Annotated in this window: 23 protein-coding genes and 2 riboswitches; of the genes, 16 read left to right on the forward strand and 7 right to left on the reverse strand. The window is 38.9% G+C overall.

Annotated elements, in window-relative coordinates:
* Positions 1–15 precede the first annotated feature (15 nt).
* From MKY08_RS10190 to panF, 8 genes are all read left to right on the forward strand, one after another.
* A complete protein-coding gene (locus MKY08_RS10190; RefSeq protein WP_069512666.1) occupies positions 16–888 on the forward strand; it encodes a branched-chain amino acid ABC transporter permease in 873 nt (290 codons plus the stop codon).
* Positions 885–1,904, forward strand: coding sequence for a branched-chain amino acid ABC transporter permease (locus MKY08_RS10195; RefSeq protein WP_069512665.1), 1,020 nt, complete (start codon positions 885–887; stop codon positions 1,902–1,904). The genes MKY08_RS10190 and MKY08_RS10195 overlap by 4 nt, the downstream gene beginning before the upstream one ends.
* A complete protein-coding gene (locus MKY08_RS10200) occupies positions 1,901–2,905 on the forward strand; it encodes a 3-oxoacyl-ACP synthase (RefSeq protein ID WP_069512664.1) in 1,005 nt (334 codons plus the stop codon). The genes MKY08_RS10195 and MKY08_RS10200 overlap by 4 nt, the downstream gene beginning before the upstream one ends.
* Before the next feature lie 12 nt (positions 2,906–2,917).
* Positions 2,918–3,829 (forward strand): alpha/beta hydrolase, encoded by a 912-nt coding sequence (locus MKY08_RS10205; RefSeq protein ID WP_069512663.1) that lies wholly within the window; start codon positions 2,918–2,920, stop codon positions 3,827–3,829.
* Entirely contained in the window at positions 3,813–4,544 is a 732-nt protein-coding gene (gene fabG / locus MKY08_RS10210; RefSeq protein WP_069512662.1) for a 3-oxoacyl-ACP reductase FabG, read from the forward strand. The genes MKY08_RS10205 and fabG overlap by 17 nt, the downstream gene beginning before the upstream one ends.
* A gap of 17 nt (positions 4,545–4,561) precedes the next feature.
* Positions 4,562–6,028, forward strand: coding sequence for an AMP-binding protein (locus MKY08_RS10215; RefSeq protein ID WP_069512661.1), 1,467 nt, complete (start codon positions 4,562–4,564; stop codon positions 6,026–6,028).
* 245 nt (positions 6,029–6,273) lie between these two features.
* Positions 6,274–6,537 carry a YhdT family protein gene (locus tag MKY08_RS10220; protein ID WP_069512660.1) on the forward strand — a complete coding sequence of 88 codons (264 nt, stop codon included), beginning with the start codon at positions 6,274–6,276 and terminating at the stop codon, positions 6,535–6,537.
* A complete protein-coding gene (gene panF / locus MKY08_RS10225; protein WP_069512659.1) occupies positions 6,537–7,982 on the forward strand; it encodes a sodium/pantothenate symporter in 1,446 nt (481 codons plus the stop codon). Before MKY08_RS10220 ends, panF begins: the two co-directional genes overlap by 1 nt.
* A gap of 90 nt (positions 7,983–8,072) precedes the next feature.
* On the opposite strand, the gene MKY08_RS10230 is transcribed toward panF, so the two are convergent.
* The gene (locus MKY08_RS10230; RefSeq protein ID WP_024361792.1) at positions 8,073–8,444 is read right to left on the reverse strand and encodes a nucleotide excision repair endonuclease; all 372 of its coding nucleotides are present in this window, start codon (positions 8,442–8,444) and stop codon (positions 8,073–8,075) included.
* A gap of 243 nt (positions 8,445–8,687) precedes the next feature.
* Positions 8,688–8,797: riboswitch (SAM riboswitch) on the forward strand.
* 101 nt (positions 8,798–8,898) lie between these two features.
* On the opposite strand from MKY08_RS10230, the gene metA reads away from it, so the two are divergent.
* Positions 8,899–9,834 (forward strand): homoserine O-succinyltransferase, encoded by a 936-nt coding sequence (gene metA / locus MKY08_RS10235; protein ID WP_069512658.1) that lies wholly within the window; start codon positions 8,899–8,901, stop codon positions 9,832–9,834.
* Positions 9,835–9,907: 73 nt separating this feature from the next.
* Here metA and MKY08_RS10240 read toward each other — a convergent pair whose 3' ends face one another.
* The 6 genes from MKY08_RS10240 to plsY form a co-directional block, all read right to left on the reverse strand.
* Positions 9,908–11,044: an endospore germination permease gene (locus tag MKY08_RS10240; protein ID WP_069512657.1), complete on the reverse strand. Its 1,137-nt coding sequence runs from the start codon at positions 11,042–11,044 to the stop codon at positions 9,908–9,910.
* Positions 11,045–11,068: 24 nt separating this feature from the next.
* The gene (locus MKY08_RS10245; protein ID WP_069512656.1) at positions 11,069–11,302 is read right to left on the reverse strand and encodes a hypothetical protein; all 234 of its coding nucleotides are present in this window, start codon (positions 11,300–11,302) and stop codon (positions 11,069–11,071) included.
* Between the two features lie 6 nt (positions 11,303–11,308).
* The gene (locus tag MKY08_RS10250) at positions 11,309–12,505 is read right to left on the reverse strand and encodes a Ger(x)C family spore germination protein (RefSeq protein WP_069512655.1); all 1,197 of its coding nucleotides are present in this window, start codon (positions 12,503–12,505) and stop codon (positions 11,309–11,311) included.
* Positions 12,506–12,526: 21 nt separating this feature from the next.
* Positions 12,527–14,074 (reverse strand): spore germination protein, encoded by a 1,548-nt coding sequence (locus MKY08_RS10255; RefSeq protein WP_069512654.1) that lies wholly within the window; start codon positions 14,072–14,074, stop codon positions 12,527–12,529.
* A gap of 145 nt (positions 14,075–14,219) precedes the next feature.
* Entirely contained in the window at positions 14,220–14,510 is a 291-nt protein-coding gene (locus MKY08_RS10260; RefSeq protein ID WP_069512653.1) for a HesB/YadR/YfhF family protein, read from the reverse strand.
* 19 nt (positions 14,511–14,529) lie between these two features.
* A complete protein-coding gene (plsY, locus tag MKY08_RS10265; protein WP_069512652.1) occupies positions 14,530–15,132 on the reverse strand; it encodes a glycerol-3-phosphate 1-O-acyltransferase PlsY in 603 nt (200 codons plus the stop codon).
* A gap of 655 nt (positions 15,133–15,787) precedes the next feature.
* Here plsY and parE point away from each other — a divergent pair.
* From parE to MKY08_RS10300, 7 genes are all read left to right on the forward strand, one after another.
* The gene (gene parE / locus MKY08_RS10270) at positions 15,788–17,764 is read left to right on the forward strand and encodes a DNA topoisomerase IV subunit B (protein WP_069512651.1); all 1,977 of its coding nucleotides are present in this window, start codon (positions 15,788–15,790) and stop codon (positions 17,762–17,764) included.
* A complete protein-coding gene (gene parC / locus MKY08_RS10275; protein WP_069512650.1) occupies positions 17,761–20,193 on the forward strand; it encodes a DNA topoisomerase IV subunit A in 2,433 nt (810 codons plus the stop codon). The genes parE and parC overlap by 4 nt, the downstream gene beginning before the upstream one ends.
* Positions 20,194–20,344: 151 nt before the next feature.
* Positions 20,345–20,456, forward strand: a riboswitch (TPP riboswitch).
* 201 nt (positions 20,457–20,657) lie between these two features.
* The gene (locus MKY08_RS10280; protein ID WP_069512649.1) at positions 20,658–21,656 is read left to right on the forward strand and encodes an ABC transporter substrate-binding protein; all 999 of its coding nucleotides are present in this window, start codon (positions 20,658–20,660) and stop codon (positions 21,654–21,656) included.
* Positions 21,657–21,950 (forward strand): thiamine-binding protein, encoded by a 294-nt coding sequence (locus tag MKY08_RS10285; RefSeq protein WP_069512648.1) that lies wholly within the window; start codon positions 21,657–21,659, stop codon positions 21,948–21,950.
* Positions 21,947–22,720, forward strand: a complete 774-nt coding sequence (locus tag MKY08_RS10290) for an ABC transporter permease (RefSeq protein ID WP_081327992.1) — start codon at positions 21,947–21,949, stop codon at positions 22,718–22,720. Before MKY08_RS10285 ends, MKY08_RS10290 begins: the two co-directional genes overlap by 4 nt.
* Positions 22,695–23,444: an ABC transporter ATP-binding protein gene (locus tag MKY08_RS10295; RefSeq protein WP_069512647.1), complete on the forward strand. Its 750-nt coding sequence runs from the start codon at positions 22,695–22,697 to the stop codon at positions 23,442–23,444. Before MKY08_RS10290 ends, MKY08_RS10295 begins: the two co-directional genes overlap by 26 nt.
* Positions 23,434–24,183 carry a TatD family hydrolase gene (locus MKY08_RS10300; RefSeq protein ID WP_069512792.1) on the forward strand — a complete coding sequence of 250 codons (750 nt, stop codon included), beginning with the start codon at positions 23,434–23,436 and terminating at the stop codon, positions 24,181–24,183. The genes MKY08_RS10295 and MKY08_RS10300 overlap by 11 nt, the downstream gene beginning before the upstream one ends.
* Positions 24,184–24,198: the final 15 nt, after the last annotated feature.

A 24,198-nucleotide genomic window follows, 5' to 3' on the forward strand; every position in this document is an offset into this window, starting at 1 on the left:
AGGAGGTGTGTTTCGTTGGAACTAATCGTAAATTTGGTTATTAACGGGCTGGCTACAGGTATGTTAATCTTTTTGCTTGCAGCAGGGCTGACACTAATTTTTGGGCTAATGGATGTTTTGAATTTTGCACATGGCGGATTATTTGTCTGGGGTGCCTATGCAGGGATATTTACGTATATGTACACAGAAAGTTTCTTAATTGGCATTATTGGAGCGATTGTTGCAGGTGCCGTTTTAGGTTTATTAACAGAAAAGTTTATTATTACACCAGTATATGGTAATCATATTCAACAAATATTAATCACTTTAGGGTTAATGCTTGTATTACAAGAAATGATTAAGGTCGTGTTCGGCCCAAATGGTGTGTCCGTGAAAACACCCAGCTATTTAGCAGGAAGTTGGGAATTTGGAGATGTCATTATAATTAAATATCGTTTATTTATTATTGTAGTAGGTTTTGTAATTTTCGGGATTTTCCAATACATGCTGAAGCGAACAAAGATTGGGCTAATCGTACGAGCGGGTGTACAGGATAAAGAAATGGCGCAAGCACTCGGTATTCATATTAAACAAGTATTCTTATATGTCTTTATGGTAGGTGCTGCTTTAGCCGCCTTGAGCGGTATGTTAATGGCACCATATTCGGGTGTTATTTATGCCGAGATGGGGATGGAATATGCAATATTAGGTTTTATTGTTGTTGTGATAGGTGGCATGGGAAGTTTTTCAGGCTCGCTGCTTGCTGCAATTTTAGTAGGGCTTGCTGGTAGCTTTATGGCCTATTATGTGCCGGTGTTATCACTTGCTGTCAATATGATCCTTATGGCCATCGTGTTAATTTTCCGACCACAAGGCTTATTTACAATCGGAAAGGAGCGATCGACATGATGAAAAAGCTGACGTGGAAGCATCTTAGTTTTGTTCTTATGTTAGCGATTCTCGTACTTCTGCCATTCGTCAATGATTCAAGGACATTGATTATCTTATTAACGCAAATTTTTATCTTTGGTATTTTAGCAATGAGCTATGATATTTTGCTTGGTTATACAGGGATAGTATCGTTTGGGCACGCCATGTTCTTTGGAATAGGTGCTTATACAACAGCGGTTATGCTGAAGCAAGTTGATACGACACTTTCTATCTTTTTATTATCCATAGTTGTAGGGATGTTTTTAGCAGGTATTGTTAGTTTTATTGTTGGATTACTGACTTTGCGTTTAAAAAGTCACTTTTTTGCGATGCTTACACTCGCTTTTTCTGGATTGTTTTTAGTTGTTGCTGAAAAATGGCGTTCCATTACATATGGCAATGACGGATTTACATTTAGAGCACCCGAGATGTTTAAAGATCGTATTACATTCTATTTCTTTGTACTCGCGTGTTTAGTAGTAGTTTTTATTGCGCTTTATCGCTTTGTTCAGTCACCAACCGGACGTATTTTAATTGCGGTGCGCGAAAATGAGCAAAGAACAAAATCATTAGGATTTCAGACCCTACATTATAAAGTAATCGCATCAATTGTAGCTGGAACGGTAGCAAGCTTAGCGGGTTCACTTTATGCGCTGTCATTACGATTTGTTAATACAAGTGTTATGACGATGGACATCACGCTAGATGCATTATTAATGACGATTATTGGAGGCGTCGGTACATTAGCAGGACCATTGCTTGGTGCTGCCGTGATTGAGTATGCACAACATACACTGTCAGGCATGGCGAGAGATTATCCCATATTTGAACGTTGGATTATTTTCTTTGGTATTCTCTATATTTTAGCCGTCATCTTTTTCCCAAAAGGGATTATAGGCTCTATCCGTTTTATGATTTGGAATTGGAGAAGGAGGCTTAAAGCAAAAAGGAAAACATCATCTGCCCTGTCACATGAAAAGGAGAGGTTTGAATGACTGTAGGTATTGTCAGTACAGGAATCTATATGCCACAAAGGAAAATGACCGCAACCGAAATTGCAGCGCGTTCGATGATTCCTGAGCACATTATTCGACACAAATTGGGTATACACGAAAAACCAATACCTGATGAACAGGATCATACGGTGCAAATGGGCATTTGGGCTGCACAAGAAGCTATACAAAAAGCAGGGATTGAACCTAAAACAATTGATGTCGTGATGTATATAGGGGAAGAACATAAGGAATATCCACTTTGGACGGCTTCCATCAAAATGCAAGAAGAGCTTGGTGCCGTCAATGCGTGGGCATTCGATGTGCAATTACGCTGTGGGACGACGATCATGGCACTAAAGTTAGCGAAAAGCTTAATGGAATCTGATGACAGCATTCACACCGTGTTACTTGCAGGAGGATATCGAAATGTTGATTTTATCGATTATCGCAATCCGAGAACACGCTTTATGTATAATTTGGGCGCAGGTGGGGGTGCTATTGTTTTACAAAAAAATTACAACCGCAACCATTTATTAGAGGCGGATATTATGACAGATGGTTCTTTTTCGGAGGATGTCGTTATCCCCGTTGGAGGCACTAAAAAGCCTTTGACACCAGAAGATTTAGCGAATAATTTGTACCAATTAGATGTTTTAGATCCAGTCGGTATGAAAGAACGGCTTGAGCAAAAATCTTTAAATAATTTTTTAAAGGTCATTCGTACATCTTTAGCGAAAAGTGGATTAAGAGAAGAACATATTAGTTATCTCGCCATGCTTCATATGAAGCGGTCTGCGCATGCATATATCCTATCAGAACTTGGTTTGAAAGAGAAACAATCCATTTATCTTCAAGACTATGGTCATATTGGACAAATTGATCAAATATTATCATTACAGCTTGCGTTAGAGCAAAAGCGTATTGTGGATGGGGACATTATCACGCTTGTCAGTGCGGGTATCGGCTATGTATGGGGAGCTATAACAATTCGCTGGGGATAGGGAGGAAGCACAATGTTACAAACGGTTCAACTAAAAAATGGGGAAACGATGGCTTATCGTATGCGGGATGGAGGAAACCAAACGTTATTATGTATTCATGGTAATATGACCTCTTCCAAACATTGGGATGTGCTGTTGGAAGCTTTAGATCCAAACTACACGATTTATGCTATTGATTTAAGAGGTTTTGGAGGTTCATCTTATCATCAACCTATTCGCGCTATTCAAGATTTTAGTGATGATGTCAAACTATTTGTCGATGCCATTGAATTAAAACATTTTGACATGATTGGCTGGTCCACAGGCGGAGCAGTATGCATGCAGTTTGTTGCAAATTATCCAGGTTATTGTCAACGGCTGATTTTATTGGCGTCCGCTTCGACAAGGGGGTATCCATTTTATAGTGACTTCGGTACGGGCAATCCAGCCGCATTCAAAAGAGCTGCCACGTATCAAGAAGTACTGATGGATACGTCGAAAACAAAGACTGTACAAGGTTTCTACGATACAAAAAATAGCCAAGGCTTAAAGTCGATTTGGGATACAATCATTTATACCCATCGTCAGCCCGACCCTGAACACTATGATGCCTATGTAGCCGATATGCTCACACAAAGAAATTTAGCCGAAGTTTACCACGCGTTAAATACTTTTAATTTAAGTGCAGTAGATAACGAAGTTGCGAAAGGGACGAATGAAGTACAACAACTAAACATTCCGATTTTAGTGTTAAGAGGAGACCGTGACTTAGTGATTACCGAGCAAATGAATGAGGAAACAATGTGCGATTTAGCAAAGCATGCACAATTTGTTAGTTTAAAAAATTGTGGGCATTCTCCTCTAATCGATGATTTACAACAACTGCTATTTGAAATTGAAACATTTTTACAATTTGGAGGGAAAATCAATGCGCTTAAGCAATAAAGTAGCCATTATTACAGGTGCGGCAAACGGGATAGGATTTGCTGCAGCAGAACGATTCATAGAAGAAGGAGCCGTTGTATATCTTGCGGATTTTGATGACAACGCAGGGAAAATGGCAGCCAATCAACTAGGTGAAAAAGCTATATTCGTGCAGGTTAATGTAGCAGATAGAGAGAGTGTGAAAAAGCTTGTGACAACTGTGATCGAGCAAGCTGGTCGCATTGATATTTTAGTAAATAATGCAGGAATAACACGCGATGCCATGTTGTCAAAAATGACAGAGGACCAATTTCAGCAAGTACTTGATGTCAACTTGTCAGGGGTTTTCCACTGTACGCAAGAGGTTAGCGTTCATATGATAGCTGCTGGATACGGAAAAATAATTAATACCTCCTCGGTCAGTGGTGTTTATGGAAATGTAGGACAAACAAATTATGCTGCTTCAAAAGCTGCGATTGTAGGTATGACGAAAACATGGGCAAAAGAGTTAGGGCGTAAAGGCATCAATGTGAATGCGGTGGCACCTGGATTTACAGAAACTGAAATGGTCAAAAAGATGCCCGAAACGGTACTAGAAAAAATGCGTGCAATCGTGCCGCTTCAACGATTAGGTACACCTAGGGATATTGCTAATGCTTATTTATTTTTAGCATCTGAAGAGGCTTCCTATGTCCATGGTCATACACTCCATGTGGATGGCGCGATTATGATGTGATAAAGGAGGAGTTCAAGATGTTTGCAGAGCAAGCTTGGATTTTAAATCGTGCATCTTTAACACCGAATCGGCTAGCATTAGTGAACTTAGAAACAAACGAACAATGGACTTATCGGCAATTAACACTTGAAATCGCCAAATGGAGCCATTTTTTTGAAAATCAAGGATTACAGGCAGGTAGCCGAGTAGCGGTTTTTTCTCGAAATAATAGTCACTTATTTGCTATATTATTTGCTTGTGGATTACGAGGGCTGATTTATGTTCCTTTAAACTGGCGCTTAAGTACAGAGGAGTTAAATGACATTGTTGCGGATGCTACCCCTTCTTTACTTTTATATGATCAAGGAATACCCTGCCCTTTACAACTAGCAACGATGCACCCTATTCAACAAGTTCTGCCGTCAGCGACTATTGCTAGCTCGATAGAACTGGATTTAAATGAACCTTGGCTAATGATTTACACAGGTGGCACAACTGGCAAAGCAAAGGGGGTAGTGTTGTCTTTCAATTCTGTAAATTGGAATGCAATTAATACAATTATTAGTTGGGGGTTATGTGAAGATGATTGTACGTTAAACTATATGCCCATGTTTCATACGGGTGGGCTTAACGCACTATCCATTCCATTGTTAATGGCGGGGGGGACCGTTGTTATCGGTGATAAGTTTGAAGCGGAAACAGCACTCAAAGCAATTAATTTCTATAAGACAACGATTTCGCTTTTTGTCCCAACGATGTATCAAGCCATGATAACGACAAACTATTTTCACAAAAGTAGTTTTCCCACTGTCAAGGTGTTTTTATCTGGCGGCGCACCGTGCCCTCTTCCGATATATGATGCGTTTTTTAAAAAGGGACTTTTTTTTAAAGAAGGTTATGGCTTAACAGAGGCTGGACCGAACAATTTTTATATCTCACGTGAAGAAGCCTATGTCAAAAAGGGGGCAGTGGGTAAAAGTATGCAATTTAATGAGGCGAAAATTATTAATCAAGCGGGTGAAAGCTGCGCTGCCCATGAAGTAGGCGAACTGTTCGTTAGAGGCAAGCATATGTTTCAATTTTATTGGAATAATCAGCAGGAAACGGACAATACGATACGAGATGGCTGGTTAAGGACTGGTGATTTAGCGACAATGGATGAAGAAGGGTATTTTTATATCGTCGGTCGTAGGAAAGACATGATTATTAGTGGCGGGGAGAACGTCTATCCGCAAGAAGTGGAGCAATGCATACTTCGTCATCAGCTCGTAAAAGAAGCGGCAGTCATCGGAGCACCAGATAACTACTGGGGGGAAATTGTCACGGCATTTATTGTTTGCCATAATCAGTCAGATACTGTAGTAGACGAAGTAGAAAACCTATGTCGAAGCCATTTAGGACACTATAAAATCCCGAAAAAAATTATTATGATTGATGAATTACCAAAAACGATTGTTGGGAAAATTGATAAAAAAGCGCTTCAATTGCAATTAAAAAGCTCTTGAAGATTGGTAAGGTGTGTGAAATCGCCACGAAAGACTCCGAAACCGCCAATAAGAAGGGGGAAATCGCCACAAAAATCACAAAAATCGCCCGAAAAGGCAGAAAGCGTATTCGGATTGGAGCCTTGTAAGATACCCATTTGATAGGTATTGTTCGCTAACTTTCGCTTTTTTTATCTACTTTTCTCACAATGCTTCCCATTAGTCCTACATCACAGTAAAATAGAGTAGGTTAGGGGGATTCTATTTTGAAAGATCAACGCTTTAAAATTGCGCATCGTGAGGCGCTTATTGGCATTGGGCTTGTATTTGTCAACTTTGCGATTTGGTACGGCTTTGCCTATGGTCTAGGTTCGGGGGATCCAACAACGTATTCGTATGTATTGGGTTTCCCAGCTTGGTTTTTCTATAGTTGCATCGCTGGAACAGGTTTTATGATTGTATTAATCTGGCTCGTCTTAAAGCTCTTTTTTAAAGAGGTACCATTTGATGACGGGGAGGTGGATGAATAATGCATTGGCAAGTTATTTTTCCGCTTCTTGTTTTTTTAATTATTATTTTTGGGATTGGCATATGGGCGAATAAGCATGTTCGTTCATCGAATTCATTTTTACAGGAATATTTTCTTGGCGGTCGTGAAATGGGTGGCTTTATCCTAGCAATGACGATGATTGCCACTTATGGTAGTGCAAGTAGTTTTATCGGTGGACCTGGTGTTGCTTATAATAAAGGACTTGGATGGGTCTTGTTAGCGATGGCTCAACTGCCCGCAGGCTATTTTGTACTGATGATACTAGGCAAGAAATTTGCTATTATTGCTCGCCGCTATCAAGCGATTACATTAATTGATTTTTTACGTGAACGCTACAAAAGCCATGTCATTGTTATATTGTCAGCGATAAGTATTATTGTCTTTTTATTTTCTGCGATGATGGCACAATGGGTCGGGGGCGCGCGCTTAATTGAATCATTAACCGGTCTTGACTATACAGCAGCACTCTTTATTTTTGCTGTTTCAGTATTAATTTATGTGATTATCGGAGGATTCCGTGCTGTAGCGTTAACGGATACGGTTCAAGGTTCCATTATGGTGATTGGTACTGTAATTTTACTGATTGGGACAATCGTTGCCGGTGGTGGCATCGACCAAATTATGACGTCCCTTGTTGCAGAAAATCCAAACCTAGTGTCACCATTTGGTGCTGAAGGGGAACTGACACCATTGTACGTCTCAACATTTTGGATTTTAATCGGCATTGGTGTGGTAGGGCTCCCTCAAATAGCCGTCCGCGCCATGAGCTATAAAGATTCCAAAAGCATGCATTTAGCGATAATTATTGGCACAATTGCTATTGGGACAATTATGTTCGGGATGCACTTGATTGGTGTATTAGCCCGTCCAGTAATCCCTGGCATTGAAATTGGCGATAAGGTAATGCCGTTGCTTACGTTAAAAGTGTTGCCGCCGTTTTTAGCGGGCATTGTGTTAGCAGCACCGATGGCAGCGACGATGTCTACCGTGAATGCGTTGCTGATGCTAGTTAGTTCAACAGTGGTAAAGGATATTTATTTGAATTATATCAAGCCCACTGCCAATGATAGAGAAATCAAGCGTGCTAGCTTCGTGGTAACAACAGTGATTGGTTTAGCAGTCGTTGTATTTGCGTTAAATCCGCCAGATTTACTAGTTTGGCTCAATTTATTTGCATTTGGCGGCTTAGAAGCGGTCTTTATTTGGTCAGTTGTCCTAGGGTTGTATTGGCAAAAGGCCAATAAATACGGGGCGATTGCGTCCATGATTACGGGCATGACGTTATATATTATGATTGATCGCTTTTATCCGACGATATTTGGTATGCATACGGTGACTATCCCTATCGTAGCTTCATTGATTATCTTTGTTATCGTCAGTTGGCTAACAGCTCATAAATTTAAAGATGAAAAACTATTTATCTAATGATGAAAACCTCGAGTGACAACGCTTGGGGTTTTTCATTTTGCCGCTATAGTATAGAAAAACCGTTAGCATGTGCTAACGGTTTGAATCTTAATAAAATACTTTATCTAGATTATATTTTGCACGGAATGTGTTAATCGCATATGTTTCGTAAATTTCACGTTCCATTGGATCATCAATTTCATACACTTCGATTTTGAAAATTTCATCACGGTATTTTTTCATTGGTGATACATTATCTTCAAAATGCTTTTTAATACGTTGGCGAATTTTACGTGCTTTCCCTACAAATAATAGTTCATTTTTTTCGTTATAAAATAAGAAAATGCCACCTTTTTCGCGAGTGATTTTATGGAAATCAATAAAACCGTGAAAAGGCGTAATTTCTACATCCCCTGGTTTTAATACTTGCTCACGTTGACGGATTACTAAGTCTGGTTTTGGGAGTTCAATTTTAATCAAAATATTCACGTTCCTCTCTGTTACTAAAGGTATATGTTAACATAATACCTCTATGATTGCCATTACGATTTATTGGTTCCATTAATTTTCGTATATGCCTTTTGGAATTGGCACTGGCTGACAAAAATATAACTTGATAGTAGTGTTTAACAATTCATAAGCTTCCATTCGTTTAAATACAAAATATTCTATGTATTATTGAAATTCTTAATTGTTCATGATACAATTCTTTTTAATTGAATAATCTTATCAAGAGAAGCTGAGGGATTTGGCCCTATGACGCTTCAGCAACCTCTAACATTGTTAGAAAGGTGCTAATTCCACCAAAGGATTTTTCCTTTGAGAGATAAGAGTGAACGTGATAATTATCCTTCTCATTCTTGCTCTTATGGAATGAGGGGGATTTTTTAATTTTACATAGAGAGAAAAAAATAAAAGAAAAGGGGACTACAATATGCCAATTAATATTCCGAAAAACTTACCAGCTGGAGAACATTTACGTGAGGAAAAAATATTCGTCATGGAAGAAGACCGTGCCAAAACACAACAAATTCGTCCGTTAAATATTTTAATATTTAATTTAATGCCGGAAAAAGAGAAAACAGAATTACAATTACTTCGATTACTTGGTAATACGCCGTTACAAGTCAATATAACATTTTTAAATACAGCAACACACGAGTCTAAAAATGTTAGTAAATCGCATTTACAACTCTTTTATTCAACATTTAATGAGATACGTCATCGTCGCTTTGACGGGATGATCATTACGGGTGCACCAGTGGAAAAAATGGCATTTGAAGAAGTGAATTATTGGGAAGAAATCTCGGAGATAATGGATTGGTCTGCTAAGAATGTCACGTCTGTCTTGCATATCTGTTGGGGTGCACAGGCTGCCTTATATCATCATTATGGAATCGGAAAATTTGAATTACCAGAAAAGTGTTCGGGTGTATATTCACATGTGATTACGGATTTAACGGTCGATTTAGTAAGAGGATTTAGTGATTTATTTACAGCACCACATTCTAGGTACACTTCTGTTTCAATCGATGAAGTACGCAATCACCCGGAATTACGGTTACTATCTTATTCAGAAGATGCAGGCGTTTTTATCGTGCAATCAAAAGATAATAAAAATATTATGATTACTGGACATTTAGAATACGATGCGACAACATTAGCCGATGAATACAGTCGCGATGTGGCAAAAGGAATTGATATTGCAGTGCCTGTTAACTATTTCCCGCATGATGACCCATCTAAAGAACCTATTAATACATGGCGAGCACATACCCATTTATTATTCTCCAACTGGCTAAACTACTATGTTTATCAAGAAACGCCGTATGAATGGGATTTTGTTGATGAAATTGAATACCATATCTAATTGGTTGTTTACCATTTGCTTTTGTGAAGATCTAAAAAATCCAATTTCTCAATAGAGAGAAATTGGATTTTTTTTACGGTGTTTCACTTGAGTTTAATGTATTTTGGTCAGTTGCTGTTTTGCCTTTAATCTTTCGCATTTTTGCAATGACTAGTAATAATAGGGCTAACAAGACAGTGAATAAGCCTGAATACAGCGGCCAAATTTTTTGATTGTAATTATTAGAATGCACAATATTCGGATGAACAATTTGAGACAGCGCAATCATGCACATTCCTAATGGCAAAATCAATGGTCGGGGATCTTTAATATTTAGTATTTGTGCTATACCTATTGCAGATGCATAAAAATAGAGAAAAGTTCGAATATAGATGGAGATAATCCACATGACAGCCATAACAACTTCAACACGTTGAAAAAAATTGCCTATAGAAATCCGTTGAGCCAGTGCATAGCTAGGAAATGTCTCAATGGAAGTATTCGTTGGGCCAATAACGAGTGTTGATAGGGCTATAATGATTATTAAGACAATTCCTCCGCAAATCGTGCCGAAATAAAATCCCTTTTGTGCGGCTTTCGAGATATTGACAGCAGAGGGGAAAATCATAAGTAACATAACGAGCGGGAATGAAAAAATACTCATAAATTTAAGGATACCCGTAATTAATGATGGTGTCTTTGTTTCAAAAACGGGTTGAATATTTTCGATATTAATTTGTGGCGAAATACAAACAAGAAATACAAGAAATATAAATAAAAATATGGGAAATAGTATTTCTGCAGACCGTGCAAACACTTCAATGCCTAGAAACGATGCAAAAACAAGAATAATGGTAAATAATACAGCAAAGGACAAAGTAGGTGTCTCGGGCATTACTTCTGTTTGCATAAAGATGCCAATAAAGTATAATAATTCACTAGCCGAAAAAAATGCGAGAGTGATAAACCCTAGAGAGGTCAAAGTTCCAAGAAATTTACCTAAAATTTTTCCATTTGCTTCAACAAACGTGAGATGCGGTGTTTGATTTCCAAGGCTTGTATACAATTTTACGATTAAAAAGCTTAATAAGACGCCAATAGTTGCGCCAATCCATGCATCTTGATGAAGCTGCTTCGTAATGCTCGCTGGCACAATTAATATGGCCGTCCCAATAGAATGGAGAAAGGTAATGATTGTGAATTGTCTTGCACTAAGTAATTGTTTTTCCATGATGCACTACCCTTTCTGTCATTCTTATTGAAAAAATGATAATAATATTTTTCTAATAGGTGTAAAGATAAACGTAATGAAATTGAATGGGCTAGGGATATTTATTTTTAAACCAATGGCGATATTTAATGTTGCGCCTATAAACAATAAAATAGAAAAGGCGAATATTGTTTTTTTTTCGCCTTTTTTCAATAATGGAGGAATCATAATATAGGCAATAATCAACGAAATAAGTATGACGGTAATGCTAATAAACATCGTGGGTTACTCCTTTGAATTGTACAATAATGAGTTTTGAATTGTTCCTAATCCTTGGGTTGTGACCTGCACATCTATCGTAACTGGGACAGTAGGATAAATTGTTGACCATTCCTTATGAATCTTTTCCCACTTTTGCGGATCGCTGCGATGGAGTGCTTCGCTAAAGCCTAATAAATCGAGCTTATAATCTTTTTGTATGATAGCTAATGTTATTTCTGTATGTTCTTTTATTTTTTTTGCTGTCTTTTTATCAATCTGTTGAATGGTGTTGTTTTGGGTTAAATTAATGGCACAATTCACTTCACCAATATTTTGCGTAACTTCAATTTTAATCGTGATTTGCGGTGTCCCATTTTTGAAAGTCCCTTTAATTTTGGAGGATGAACTTGTAATTTCTGTTGATAACTCTCCACCTTTAGGGCATGCGAGAACTTCTATTGTACTTTTAATTTTATTATTCAAGTAATTAAAGTAAATACTGTCATCTTCTGATAATAACCCCACTAATTTATCCTCTTTAAAGATAGCGATGCCCGCATATTTTAAAACAACAGGTGTTTTAATTCTTTCTACATTGGTTTGGTCAATTCCTAATTGCAAATCTCCGTGTATCTCAACTGCTGATAATGCGGCACTTTTTTCTTTGTTACTAAGGGTGTTGAGCAATTCAGCTGTGCTAACAGATAAGGTTGAACCCCATGATTTTTCTGACACCTTAATCGAATTTAATAATTTATTGGCTGGCATTTTTTCAATAGGTGTTAATACATTCAGCACTTCTTTTGCAGCTGTTTTATGAGATACTACAAGATCAAAGTCGTTTCTAAATTCATGATCTCTCGCAATAAAATCTAGTGGTTCGTTTAAGCCCTCTTCTGCTAATTCTTCACCAATTACGACAATTTGCAAATGAGCAAAATAAGGTTTCCGTGGTGTTATTGTTGTCATTCTTCTAATGGCTTCAAACACACTTTTTCCCTTTGCATGGTAGGTAACAACGGGTGCGCGGCCACTAGATGGTTGCTTTGAGGAAATTTGACTCGGGTCTACTACTTGAATGGAAACTTCAAAATCCTCGTCTACTTTATCGATGCCTAGTGCAACGACAATTGCTAATTCGTTTAACTCCCGCTTACTCCAGCAACCACTCAATATTAAAGTGAGGATTAAGAATAACAAAATCATCTTTCTGTTTGACATGATGGATTCCTCATTTGCACTTTAATGTTTAGTTCTTTTTTCGTAATATTGTTGTTCTCGGACATTATTTTGTTGACTAACGAGTCGTGGTCTTGTAAATAACTTTCTACGTGGGAATAAGACCATCGCATCTTTTTGATCTTTCACAATTAATGGCCCGAATGGACTCATATAGGGAACACCAAAAGATCTTAAACTACATAAATGAAGAATAATCATCATAATGCCGAACATCACCCCAAATAAACCAAAAATCGCAGCTAATATCATAAGAGGGAAGCGCAGGACACGAATCGTGTTTGATAAGCCGTAAGAAGGAAACAGGAAGCTACAAATGGCTGTTAATGATACGATAATGACCATCACTGCGGATACTACGCCCGCTTCTACGGCAGCTTGTCCGATTACTAACGTACCAACAATGGATACGGCTGGACCAATCGTTCTTGGCATTCGTAGACCTGCCTCACGCAATATTTCAAAGGCAACTTCCATAATTAGCGCTTCAACGACGGCGGGGAAGGGCACGCCTTCTCGCTGTGAAGCGATACTAATAAGCATCGGCGTCGGTAGCATTTCTTGATGAAAGGTCGTAATAGCCACGTATAAAGAAGGCATAATTAATGCAAGCAAAATACCAAAAAAACGTAAAAGGCGGATTAGAGAACTAATAATCCAATTTTGGTAATAATCTTCTGCAGCTTGTAAAAAGGATGTAAATACGACAGGGACGGTTAACACTAGAGGTGTGCCATCCACTAATATTGCAATTCGACCTTCTAATAATTCACCGGCAATAACATCTGGGCGTTCTGTATTATAAACCATTGGAAATATGGAAAATTTCGAGTCCTGAATAAAATCCTCTAAATATCCAGTTTCTAATACGCCATCAATTTTAATTTTATCTAGGCGGTCAAGCACCTCTTGTACAATTTTGTCATTTGCTATGCCATTGATATACATAACAGCTACATCTGTTTGGGTTACCTCTCCTATGACCCGAGATTTTATCCAAAGATTAGGACTTTTTATTTTACGACGAATGAGTGCTGTGTTGGTCCGTAATGTTTCCGTAAAAGACTCTCTGGGCCCTCTAATCACAGATTCTGTTTGTGGCTCGGTGACGGCTCGATCTTTTGCGCTTTTAGTATCTGTCGCAATTGCCACGGATTGCCCTTCTATGACAATGACGGTCTCACCATTTAAAATGGACGTAAATAACGCGGTAAAATCATAAAGATCTTTCACATCACCTACCGCTAAACATTGTTTTTTCATATAGTCGTTTATGTTGTCAATTGTATTTTCCGGTTCGTTGTCAATTTCAAACAGTAGATTTTCTAGTATAAAATCCGTAATTACCGTTTTGTCGGATATGCCATCAATGTTAATAATAGCGATGGCCAAACAATCAAGTTTGTCGATAATCATTTCACGAATAATCACATCATTACTATGACCAAGTGCTTCTTTGATGGTAAAAATATTTTCTGAAAGAGAAGTGTGCAGTAAATTCGTTGCTGGATTTTGCTGTTGGGAGGTATTGTTGTTTTCTGAAACGGGCATTTATATTCCTCCTCAGAGTATAGATTGACTAGTATGAGGATGGTCAATTTTGCGAATAGCTAAACCAAACCGAGAAAACTTAAGATGGTTTAGTCTTGAAATAAAAAAACAGTATTTCCTTTCAATAGAGAAAGGAAATACTGTGTTATTTTATATAGTCATACTTTAATTCGTGAAGTTGTTCGTCTACATCAACGTGTAAGTTATAATCGTTAAAAAACCATAGATCTTTTTCGTCAATATAGTATGTTACATCGTCTACTACTGTTTGAACGCCTATCTCAATTGGTTCTTCACGTGTCATCCCTAGGGAAAAACCTTCATGAAAGGGACTTGAGCCGCCATATCTAGCGTAAAAGCGAATTGAATCACCTTTTTCGACTTCCATTTCATTTTTAAACCATTGTAAAGCTTGCGCTGTCAATGCGATATTCATGCGAGAACTCCTTTCGTTTTTAAAGCCATTTAACTTTTGGCTCCGTGCCATTTTTAATGCGCGAAATATTTGCTCGGTGTCGATAAATGATAAAGGTAAATAAAAAGGCTACTAAAATCCCTAATGCAAAATCGCCTGTCACAAAAAAATAGATTATCGAATAGATTAATGCTACAAGTGCCGCAATCATTGATGTGAGGCTGACAATTTTCGTGAGCTTTAATGTTACGATAAAAGTGATGAATAGTAAAATGAATAAAGGCCAAGAATAGCCTAGAAGGACGCCCGCTGAAGTGGCAACCGCTTTACCGCCACGGAAACTTGCAAAGATAGGGAACATATGTCCAATGACCGCAACAAGCCCTAGAATAAGTGAGTGAATTGTGACATCAGCAAATACTGGTAGTGTCACTAGTAACACGGCTGCTGTGCCTTTTAAAACATCCATAACCGTCACCACTAAACCCGCTTTTTTCCCTAATATACGGAAAGTATTGGTAGCCCCTAAATTGCCGCTACCATGCTCGCGAATATCTGTTTTGTAAAATATTTTGCCAATCCATAACCCGGAAGGTATAGAGCCGATAAGATAGGCACATAAAATAATAAGTCCGTTTAACATAGGTGGACTCCTTTCATCCAAATAATAACACTTGGTACTAATAGTTTGTAACAAGTATTTTACACTTTTTCTCTTTAATCTACAATGATATGAAGGAGATTTCATCATGAGCCTTGAATTCAATACAAAAGGAAATAGTACTTTATGATTTCAAAAGTCACAGGCTTATAATAGCTTATGTACGGTTATTCGGAACTAGTATTGTATTAATACCTAAGCGCTTTCTTAAAATATAGGTAAAATGGCAATTTTGTCAATCACACATTCCTTTGGTAGAATAGAAGTCTATCTGTAATTTCTCTTGTGAAGCTATTAAAAATCATCACTCAACAAAAAAGCCTACCACTGATGTTTTTGGTATGCTGGAGTGTTCAGTAATTAGAAGGCGTTCAATGCTCACTTTAGTGAAGATAGCGCCTCCTACAGTTGTTGTGGATTTTGTTTGGTAGTCAAGGCAGTAAGCTTATAATATTTGCTGACATTCATGACAGTAGCCTACCCTTGATTGGCCTCTAAACATAGTTCATAGAAGCAATTACGTTGTAGCGAAATTAAAAATTATATATATCTGTCACTAGCTATTGACAGGAAATGCTATTATTATTAGGATGAGAACGTAATCAGAACATGCGTTTGTTTTTTGGAGGGGAATCTTTTGGCGAATAAACAGTCACCTAGCGTCTATAATGATGACGCAATTCAAGTATTAGAAGGATTAGAAGCGGTGCGAAAGCGACCCGGCATGTATATCGGTTCCACAGATGGCAGAGGACTTCATCACCTTGTATATGAAATCGTAGATAATGCGGTGGATGAAGCACTTGCTGGCTTTGGTTCTCATATCATTGTCACAATTCATAAAGATCAAAGTTTAAGCGTTCGAGATTTTGGACGTGGAATGCCAACGGGTATGCATAAAATGGGCAAACCTACCCCTGAAATTATTTTCACAGTTTTACATGCAGGTGGTAAATTTGGACAAGGCGGCTATAAAACGAGTGGCGGCTTACACGGTGTTGGCTCGTCCGTTGTTAATGCCTTATCGACATTTTTAGAAGTGACGATTCATCGCGATGGGAAAAAATATAAACAGCGTTTTGAAAACGGCGGACATCCTGTGACGACTCTAGAAGAAATTGGTCAGACAAAGCAAACAGGAACACTTGTCCATTTCCTACCAGATGACACAATCTTCTCCGTCACTAAATTCAATTATGATACACTTGCAGAACGTTTACGTGAGTCTGCATTTTTATTAAAAGGATTAAAAATTGAGTTAATTGATCAACGCGAGGAAGGCAAAGGTGATGTTTTCTTTTACGAAAACGGCATTGAAGCTTTCGTTGCGTATTTGAATGAGGAAAAAGATGTCCTTCATCCTGTCAAATATGTAGAGGGCGAGCAAGACGATATCGAAGTTGAATTTGCCTTCCAATTCAACGATGGTTATTCAGAAACGATCTTATCGTTTGTAAATAACGTCCGTACACGTGATGGTGGTACACATGAAACCGGTGCAAAAGCTGCCTTGACACGAGTTTTCAATGAATATGCACGGAAAATAGGCTTACTAAAAGATAAAGATAAAAATCTAGAAGGGACAGATATTCGCGAAGGTTTAGCGGCAATCGTTTCTGTCCGTATTCCTGAACATTTATTACAATTTGAAGGGCAAACGAAAGGAAAGCTCGGTACAAGTGAAGCGCGTTCGGCAGTCGATAGCGTTGTCTCTGAGCAAATTTTATATGTGCTAGAAGAAAATGCGGAATTGTCTGCATCGCTTGTTCGAAAAGCGATTCGTGCTCAACAAGTACGTGAAGCGGCGCGAAAAGCACGCGAAGATGCTCGTAACGGGAAGAAAAGTAAAAAAGGAAGTACGATTCTTTCAGGAAAGCTAACACCTGCACAATCTCGTAATGCTGCGAAAAACGAATTATATTTAGTCGAAGGTGATTCTGCTGGCGGTTCAGCGAAACAAGGGCGAGATCGTACGTTTCAGGCGATTTTACCATTGCGCGGTAAAGTCATTAATACCGAAAAAGCGAAGCTCCAAGATATTATGAAAAATGAGGAAATTTCCACGATTATTCATGCTATTGGTGCTGGAGTCGGAGCGGAGTTCTCAGTAGAAGATTCAGCCTACGATAAAGTGGTCATTATGACCGATGCTGATACGGATGGCGCACATATTCAGGTGCTACTATTAACATTCTTCTATCGTTATATGCGCCCATTAATTGAGGCTGGCAAAGTATTTATTGCGTTGCCACCACTTTATAAAGTATCTAAGGGTGTAGGGAAAAAAGAGGTCATTGAATATGCTTGGACCGAAAATGATTTACAAAAAGCCATTAAAAAAGTGGGGAAAGGCTATATCCTACAACGTTATAAAGGACTTGGTGAGATGAATGCTGACCAACTATGGGATACAACGATGAACCCAGAGACACGTACGTTAATTCGTGTCACGATTGAGGATGGAGCACGTGCTGAGCGTCGCGTGACAACGTTAATGGGCGATAAGGTAGAACCGCGCCGTAAATGGATCGAAGCAAATGTTAACTTCGGCATGGAGGATGATTCGAATATTTTAGACAATGAATTCATCCAACAAGAGGAGGACCAAGCATGAGTAGTACGGAAAAGTTTCAAGATTTACCATTAGAAGAAGTAATGGGCGACCGGTTTGGTCGTTATAGTAAATATATTATTCAAGACCGAGCGTTGCCAGATGCGCGCGACGGTCTTAAACCTGTACAGCGACGTATTTTATTTGCAATGTATACGGAAGGCAATACGAATGATAAACCGTTCCGTAAGTCTGCCAAAACTGTCGGAAATGTAATCGGTAACTACCATCCACATGGTGATAGTTCGGTATATGAAGCGATGGTGCGAATGAGTCAAGATTGGAAAGCGCGCCATATGCTGATAGAAATGCACGGAAATAATGGTTCTGTTGATGGAGATCCACCTGCTGCGATGCGTTATACAGAAGCAAGATTGTCAGCAATTGCAGCTGAAATGCTACGTGATATCGGTAAAAAGACAGTGGAATTTGTACCGAATTTTGATGATCAAGATATGGAGCCAACGGTATTGCCTGCTCGCTTCCCGAATTTACTTGTCAACGGGTCGACAGGGATATCCGCCGGTTATGCCACAGATATTCCTCCACATGCACTTGATGAGGTGTTAGATGCCGTTTTAATGCGTTTAGATCAACCGAATGCTACTGTCGATGAGCTTATGACGGTGATTAAAGGCCCTGACTTCCCAACAGGAGGGATTATTCAAGGTGTCGATGGTATTAAAAAGGCTTATGAAACAGGACGCGGTAAAATTATTGTTCGTGCTCAAGCAGCCATAGAACCATTAAAAGGCGGGAAAGAACAAATCGTTATAACGGAATTACCGTATGATGTAAATAAGGCGAATCTTGTAAAGAAAATTGATGAACAACGCGTCGATAAACGACTGGAAGGCATTGCGGAAATTCGAGATGAATCCGATCGTACGGGTTTACGTGTCGTGATTGAGTTGAAAAAAGACGTGCCAGCACAGGGCATTTTAAATTACTTATTTAAAACTACTGATTTGCAAGTAGCCTATAACTTTAATATGATTGCGATCCATAATCGTCGTCCAACGATGATGACATTGCCGCTGCTACTTGATGCGTACATAGCCCATCAAAAAGAAGTGGTGACAAACCGCTCCATTTATGATTTACAAAAGGCTAAAGACCGTTCTCATATTGTTGATGGCTTGATTAAAGCGCTGTCGATTTTAGATGAAGTAATTGCAACAATTCGTTCATCGAATGATAAGCGCGACGCAAAAACAAATTTACAGGTGAAATTTGACTTTACTGAAGTACAATCTGAGGCGATTGTGAGCTTACAATTATACCGTTTAACGAATACGGATATTACAGAGCTACGTCGTGAACAAGATGAGTTAAATGCATTGATTGCGAAGCTAGAAGGTATTTTGCATAGTGGAGCGAAACTTGTTCGTGTCATTAAACAAGAATTACTTGATATAAAGAAACGTTTTTCTGAACCGCGCCGTTCGAAAATCGAACAAGAGATTGAAGAAATTAAAATTACGTTAGACGTGCTTGTTCCGAGTGAAGATGTGGTGGTCACAGTGACGAAGGATGGTTATATTAAGCGCACATCTACACGTTCGCATGCCGCATCTAATGGACAAGATTTTGCCATGAAAGACTCCGATTATTTACTGTATGAGGCAACGTTAAATACCCAGCATCATCTATTGTTGTTCACCAATCGTGGGAATTATATTTATCAGCCTGTACATGAATTGCCAGATATTCGTTGGAAAGATCTTGGACAGCATATCTCAAGTATTGTGCCAACAGGGGAAGATGAAACGATTCTTGCAGTCTATGGTTTTGATTCCTTTGAACAGCCAAACACCTATATTTTAACCGCTACAAAGGAAGGTCAAATTAAACGCTCGCCACTGCCAGATTATGCAGTGACACGTTATTCGAAGCCGATTAAGACGATGAATGTTAAATCAGGTGATGAAATGATAATGGCGGATATTGTATCAGACGAGGCAGAGTTGTTATTGATTACCGATACAGCCTACGCTATCCGCTTCCCAATTGAAGAGCTTCCTGTCACAGGTGTTAAAACGGGTGGCGTGAAAGGCATTACGTTAAAAGATGGGGAAGTACTTGCTGGTGTAACAATATTAAAGCCGTCTGATACAGAGTATGTTGTGATTGTTACCCAACGAGGCGCTGTGAAGAAGATGAATGTCGCTGAAGTCGATATGGCAAGTAGAGCAAAACGTGGTTTAAAAGTGTTAACTGAATTAAAAGCCAATCCACATCGTGTAGTTGCGGTAGTAAAGGCAAGCGATGAGGAACAAGTCATTGTTGAAACAGAAAAAGGTGTGCAAGAAATCATTGATGTCAAAGGTTTAACGCGCGCAGATCGTCATTCGAATGGTTCCTTTAAAATAGATATTGCTACAGATGGTTCCATTTCTCATGTAATGAAAATGAAAAAAGAAGAGGAATAATTCATTAGCCCATGTTCTTTTATAGAACTGGGCTTTTTTTCATCCAGCGGCTCCATGGGAAAATAAATTATCAAAGTAAGGGGGATTAAAAAATACGAGCTTGTCATTTGAAGATACATAGGGGTATAATAATCAACGAAAAGTTCATAAGTTAAGAATGTAGGGGGGCTGGAAGTTGCCAGCTGAGATTGCGTCCGTTCAGATGCTGACCCTTTGAACCTGATTTGGCTCGTACCAGCGTAGGGAACATCTATTCAAAAATATTCGTACACTATTTTTTGATACCGTTTGCAAACGCCTGGGATAATTCCTAGGCGTTTTTTGTTTAAGGATGATCCATTTACCTATAAGCATATAGAAAACAATTAGAATGGCCTGCAAATGGATTAAAACAGCATACGCTTTTCTTCTGGTGAAACATTCAATCATGAACACTTTCAAATTACTTGCTAGGAGGATATAGCATGAAAAAATGGTTATTCATTATGGTTGCTGCACTATTGACATTAGTTGGGTGTAGCGAAAAAGGGGACAAAAAAGAGGAAGCCAGTTCAGAGAAGAAAGTATCCGTTGTACTGGACTGGACACCTAATACGAATCATACGGGGCTTTATGTGGCGCAAAAGCTTGGCTATTTTAAAGAGCAAGGCTTAGACGTAGAGATTATTTTACCAGGTGATGCAGGTGCTGATCAGCTTGTGGCGTCTGGGAAAGCAGAGTTTGGTGTAAGCATCCAAGAAGGCATTACGCAAGCTCGTGTACAAGGTGTGCCGCTTGTTTCGATTGCGGCAATTATTCAGCATAATACTTCAGGCTTTGCATCACTTGCTTCAAAAGGCATTACATCACCAAAAGATTATGAAGGAAAAACCTATGGTGGCTGGGGTGCTCCAGTGGAACAAGCGGTTTTACAGTCATTGATGAAAGCAGACAATGCTGATATCAATAAATTAGATATCGTCAATGCGGGAGATATCGACTTTTTCACAATGATGCAAAAGGATATTGACTTTGCGTGGATTTATTATGCTTGGACAGGTATTGAGGCAGAGCTTCGTGGGGAAAAGTTAAATATGCAGTATTTAACCGACTATAGTGAGCAGCTCGATTATTATACACCTGTATTGGCAACGAATGAAAAGATGATAAAGGATAATCCTGATGTCGTAAAGGCATTTGTTGCGGCAACTACAAAAGGCTATGAATATGCGATAGCGCATCCAAGTGAAGCGGCTGATATTTTACTTGAAGCAGTACCTGATTTGGATAAAGAGCTTGTGCATAAAAGTCAGGAATGGTTAGCGGGTAAATATCAAGACGATGCGGCGCAATGGGGAGAACAAAAGTTAGCAGTTTGGGAAAACTATGCGGACTGGATGACAAAGAATAACGTTTTAGAAGGCGACTTTAATGCACAACAAGCATTTACTAACGATTTCTTACCAAAGAAAGGAGCGAAATAAATGGCGAATTCATTAATTAGTGTACAAATCATACCTAAAACAGAAAAATATGAGGATGTGATCCCATTTGTGGATGCGGCGATTGCTGTGATTGATGCTTCTGGTGTGCACTATGAGGTGCATCCACTGGAAACAACAATGGAGGGTGAATTATCCACTTTGTTACAAATTATAGAACAGATGAATAAAAAGATGATTGACTTAGGCGCTATCAATGTTATTACACAAGTGAAAATTTTATATCAGCCAGCCGGCATTACGATGGGGACATTGACGGAGAAATATCGAGGGTGAAACAGGTAATTATGAAAGGAAGGTCGATTATTTTTATCGCCTTCCTCTTATTCATATGGGAACTTATTATACGAATAGCTGATATCCCTCATTGGCTATTGCCAGCGCCAAGTGCCATTATGATTGAAGGTATTGAATCGTTTTCAACGTTTAGTCCCCATGTTTGGGCCACGATTCAACTAGCATTACTAGGACTTGCGATTGGTGTGATTTGTGGCTTAAGCGTTGCGGTATTTTTACATCGCTCATCAACAATAAGAGCGTTTGTTTATCCTATTCTCATTGTGTCTCAAAATGTGCCAGTGCTCGTTTTAGCGCCATTATTAATTATTTGGTTTGGCTTCGGCCTATTACCCAAGCTGATTATTATTTGTCTCGTTTGCTTCTTTCCAATCGTTATCGCGGCGATGGATGGGTTTAGGCAAACCTCTGCTGAGCTCAAACATTATTTTGCAATGATTGGTGCTACGAAAGGGCAAACATTTTGGAAATTAGAATGGCCTTATGCTTATCCATCCATCTTTTCCGGTATTAAGATTGCGGCGACCTACAGTGTGATGGGAGCGGTCATAGCAGAATGGCTTGGTGCAAAAAAGGGAATTGGTGTTTATATGACGCTCGCACAATCATCGTTTCGAACGGATCGCGTCTTTGTAGCGATATTTGCGATTGTCTTATTAAGTTTATTGTTATTTAGTGTGATTCGTTTTGTAGAAAAGCTTGTTGTAAAGGGGAGGGGCGCACATGCTGAACATTCAAGACATATCTAAGTCTTTTGGCTCGCTTGAAGTGGTGTATAATTTATCCTTTACAGTACAGGAAGGTGAATTTGTGGCAATTATTGGCCCTTCAGGTAGCGGCAAAAGCACACTCTTTCAATTGATAGGAGGAATAACGCCTGTCGATCACGGCGCTATTTTGTTAGATGGAGACAATATTCAACGAAAAACGGGCATCATTGGCTATATGCCCCAACAACCTTGCTTATTACCGTGGCGGACGATATTAGAAAATGTCATGATTGTTGAAGAATTGCAGCGTCGTCCGAATAAAGAGCTTGCCAAAGCGTGGCTAGAAAAGGTTGGTCTTGCTTCGTTTGAAAATGCTTATCCGCATGCATTATCAGGAGGTATGCAGCAACGTGTATCATTTTTGCGCGCTATCGTCAGTGGGAAACCGATACTATGCTTAGATGAACCTTTTTCAGCGCTCGATGAGTTTACAAGATTAGAAATGCAGGCATGGCTGTTATCTATTTGGGAGGAACATAAAAAATCTATTCTATTCGTGACACATAGTATTGAAGAAGCGCTATTTTTAGCGGATCGCATTATTGTATTAACGAAACGTCCAGCGACGGTTAAGGAAGAAATCATTGTGCCGTTTGCACGACCACGTTCCGAGGAAATTCGCCATTCCACTCAATTTACACAGTTAAAACAACAACTTTTTCAGTATTTAAAGGAAGAAAAGGACGATGCATATGTTGATTGATGCACATATTCATTTAGATCAGTATCAAGAAGAAGAAGTACATTTGCTACTTGATGAGGCGCAAATGGTTATAGCGGTCAGTATGGACTTACAATCTTGTGAGAAAACGCTGAAGTTATCGAGAGCCTATGCGAAGGTCAAGGCAGCGTATGGTTTTCATCCTGAACAGTCGTTGCCTAATGATAGGGAGAAAGAAGCTTTATTTGATTGGATACGACAGCATGCTAGTGAGATGATTGCTGTTGGAGAGGTTGGTTTACCTTATTATCGAAAACAAACGCATATATTGGATGAGCGCCCTTATATTGCGTTATTAGAACAATTTATTCTGTTAGCGCAAGAACTTCATAAACCGATAGTGTTACATGCTGTTTATGAGGATGCACTAATCGCTTGTGATTTACTTGAGAAACATGGTATAAAGAAAGCTCATTTTCATTGGTTCAAGGGAAGTGAAGAGGCAATTGTGCGCATGATACATAATGGTTATTATATTTCCATTACGCCTGATTGTGTTTATGAAGCGGAAATACAAGATTTGATTACAAAGTATCCATTGGAACTGATGATGGTGGAAACGGATGGACCTTGGCCATTTGAAGGACCTTTTGATAAGGCTCGAACTTCGCCGTCTATGATGGCTAAAAGTATCGAAGTCATTGCAACGCTTAAAGGTATAACAACGCAAGAAGCGGCCAATACCGTGACACGAAACACAAAATTATTTTACGATTTATAAAGAAACGACAAAAAC

This window comes from Lysinibacillus sp. FSL M8-0337 (assembly GCF_038593855.1).
Taxonomy (GTDB): domain Bacteria; phylum Bacillota; class Bacilli; order Bacillales_A; family Planococcaceae; genus Lysinibacillus; species Lysinibacillus sphaericus_D.

Bases quoted from the DNA above. Each gene is read 5' to 3' on its own strand.
- plsY (WP_069512652.1), bottom strand. From the start codon at position 15,132: ATGTTAAACGGACTTATTATTTTATGTGCCTATCTTATCGGCTCTATA.
- MKY08_RS10285 (WP_069512648.1), top strand. From the start codon at position 21,657: ATGGCGAATTCATTAATTAGTGTACAAATCATACCTAAAACAGAAAAA.
- fabG (WP_069512662.1), top strand. From the start codon at position 3,813: ATGCGCTTAAGCAATAAAGTAGCCATTATTACAGGTGCGGCAAACGGG.
- MKY08_RS10260 (WP_069512653.1), bottom strand. From the start codon at position 14,510: ATGAATATCGCATTGACAGCGCAAGCTTTACAATGGTTTAAAAATGAA.
- MKY08_RS10245 (WP_069512656.1), bottom strand. From the start codon at position 11,302: ATGTTTATTAGCATTACCGTCATACTTATTTCGTTGATTATTGCCTAT.
- panF (WP_069512659.1), top strand. From the start codon at position 6,537: ATGCATTGGCAAGTTATTTTTCCGCTTCTTGTTTTTTTAATTATTATT.
- MKY08_RS10255 (WP_069512654.1), bottom strand. From the start codon at position 14,074: ATGCCCGTTTCAGAAAACAACAATACCTCCCAACAGCAAAATCCAGCA.
- metA (WP_069512658.1), top strand. From the start codon at position 8,899: ATGCCAATTAATATTCCGAAAAACTTACCAGCTGGAGAACATTTACGT.
- parC (WP_069512650.1), top strand. From the start codon at position 17,761: ATGAGTAGTACGGAAAAGTTTCAAGATTTACCATTAGAAGAAGTAATG.
- MKY08_RS10250 (WP_069512655.1), bottom strand. From the start codon at position 12,505: ATGTCAAACAGAAAGATGATTTTGTTATTCTTAATCCTCACTTTAATA.
- MKY08_RS10200 (WP_069512664.1), top strand. From the start codon at position 1,901: ATGACTGTAGGTATTGTCAGTACAGGAATCTATATGCCACAAAGGAAA.
- MKY08_RS10215 (WP_069512661.1), top strand. From the start codon at position 4,562: ATGTTTGCAGAGCAAGCTTGGATTTTAAATCGTGCATCTTTAACACCG.
- MKY08_RS10280 (WP_069512649.1), top strand. From the start codon at position 20,658: ATGAAAAAATGGTTATTCATTATGGTTGCTGCACTATTGACATTAGTT.
- MKY08_RS10195 (WP_069512665.1), top strand. From the start codon at position 885: ATGATGAAAAAGCTGACGTGGAAGCATCTTAGTTTTGTTCTTATGTTA.
- MKY08_RS10205 (WP_069512663.1), top strand. From the start codon at position 2,918: ATGTTACAAACGGTTCAACTAAAAAATGGGGAAACGATGGCTTATCGT.
- MKY08_RS10300 (WP_069512792.1), top strand. From the start codon at position 23,434: ATGTTGATTGATGCACATATTCATTTAGATCAGTATCAAGAAGAAGAA.
- MKY08_RS10240 (WP_069512657.1), bottom strand. From the start codon at position 11,044: ATGGAAAAACAATTACTTAGTGCAAGACAATTCACAATCATTACCTTT.
- MKY08_RS10295 (WP_069512647.1), top strand. From the start codon at position 22,695: ATGCTGAACATTCAAGACATATCTAAGTCTTTTGGCTCGCTTGAAGTG.